This is a genomic window from Acidithiobacillus concretivorus, from assembly GCF_018853445.1.
GTDB lineage: Bacteria > Pseudomonadota > Gammaproteobacteria > Acidithiobacillales > Acidithiobacillaceae > Acidithiobacillus > Acidithiobacillus concretivorus.
Window position 1 is genome coordinate 1 of sequence record NZ_JABELD010000147.1, and the last position, 1,605, is coordinate 1,605.

A 1,605-nucleotide genomic window follows, 5' to 3' on the forward strand; every position below is an offset into this window, starting at 1 on the left:
GCTCAGGATTACTATGCCCAGTACGGCGGCAAGGCGGGTATTACTAATCTGATCAATACGTTTGTGGGTAATGTGGCTGCAGATCCGCACATCAATTACTACTTCGCACATACCAATATCCCCCACTTGAAGTACGAATTGGTGCAGCAGGTGTGTATGGCTGTGGGTGGTCCTTGCAAGTACACCGGTCTGAGTATGCGTAAAACCCATGAAGGAATGGGTGTTACTACGGCAGCTTTCAATTATCTAGCTCAGGATATGATGGATGCGATGCAGACCCAAAAGATTCCCATGGCGGCACAGAATTACCTGATTGCTATTCTGGCTTCCATGGAACCGCAAATCGTCACCGCTAACGGCCCATTGGGCTGAACAGAATTAACCGCAATCTGATTGACAGATGAACGGTGAAACGACTCCTCCTCCCTAAGCCTTTTGGGAGTTTCAGGCTCTACATAAAGTGGGGCCTTTTTTTGAAGTTCAGTAGTGAATAATGTAATAGTAATGGTCATTTTGACCGGAAAGCCACTTATGGAGAATATAAAATGAAAGATCCGATTGCTATTGGTTTGTTTGGATTTGCTGTTCCGTTGTTTATTATTGGCGCTGTATTTTATGGCATCGTGCCGCTCGCCGGATTGGGAACTTTACTAGCCCTCTGTTTCGGGTTTGGGGCGGCCGCCATGTATGTGGCGGGTGGTTTTACCTATCAGATGCCCAATTCTTATATAGCCACCGTGTTTTTTACCTACGGATCATTTTTCCTGAGTTTCGCCATTGCGGCTATCAGCGGCGGTTTGGCAGCGACAATGAAGAGTGCGCCCCAACTTTTGATGGTGTGGTTCTGGTTGATGGCTTTGATTACCTTTATTTTCTTTATTGCATCCCTGCGTGCTAACATCGGTCTGGTGTTACTGTTCGGAATTCTCTGTGCGGCATTCATTCTGATGGCTATTTCCGTATCGAACATCGCGGGCTTGCTGTTCATGATCGTTGCGCTGATTGGTTTCTATCTGGCTGCAGTGCATGTCATTAATCCAGTGATGGGTAAAGCGGTATTACCCGTAGGTAGTCTGGCCCCGAAAAAGGCCTGATGATCTGCTTTGAAGCTGCCGATGTGAAATCGGTGGCTTCAGGCTGTGATTAAAATAAGGTAATATAACTTTGATTGAAAAACCCATGTATTTTATTCTTTCTCATGAAAGGTCTGATTGCACGATTACCAAAGATATGATTAGTCATAATCTTGCTGGTAAAATGAAATTTACTGTTGCTGAGAGCAGGTTGATAGTCTCCTGTTTTTTTAAATTAATAATTCAAACTTTAGCATCTGAAGAAAATGTTAATTTGTCTGGTTTTGGTAAATTTATTATTCGTGAAAAGTCTGAACGTGTTGGGCGTAACCCGAAATCCGGGCTGCCCGCACTGATTTCCGCCAGGCGTGTTGTTATATTTAAAGCAAGTCAGAAAATTAAAAAACGGCTCTTCGTCAGATTGAGTGGGTAGGGGGTAGAATGCTGTGGAGCGGTCGTGCCCTGAATTGGAGTTAGCTGATGGTCCCTGAAGAGCTGTTTTCTCTCGCGTTAGGATTGGTTCCGCCGTGGT

Annotated in this window: 2 protein-coding genes and 1 pseudogene; all 3 read left to right on the plus strand. The window is 44.9% G+C overall.

What is annotated here, in order from left to right; all coding sequences use genetic code 11:
• A partial coding sequence (locus HJG40_RS14035; protein ID WP_215864773.1) for a group I truncated hemoglobin occupies nt 1-372 on the plus strand: 372 nt, incomplete at its 5' end.
• 164 nt (nt 373-536) lie between these two features.
• Nucleotides 537-1,094, plus strand: a pseudogene (locus HJG40_RS14040) (acetate uptake transporter); the annotation flags it as partial.
• Nucleotides 1,095-1,164: 70 nt separating this feature from the next.
• Entirely contained in the window at nt 1,165-1,506 is a 342-nt protein-coding gene (locus tag HJG40_RS14045; RefSeq protein ID WP_226857474.1) for an integration host factor subunit alpha, read from the plus strand.
• Nucleotides 1,507-1,605: the final 99 nt, after the last annotated feature.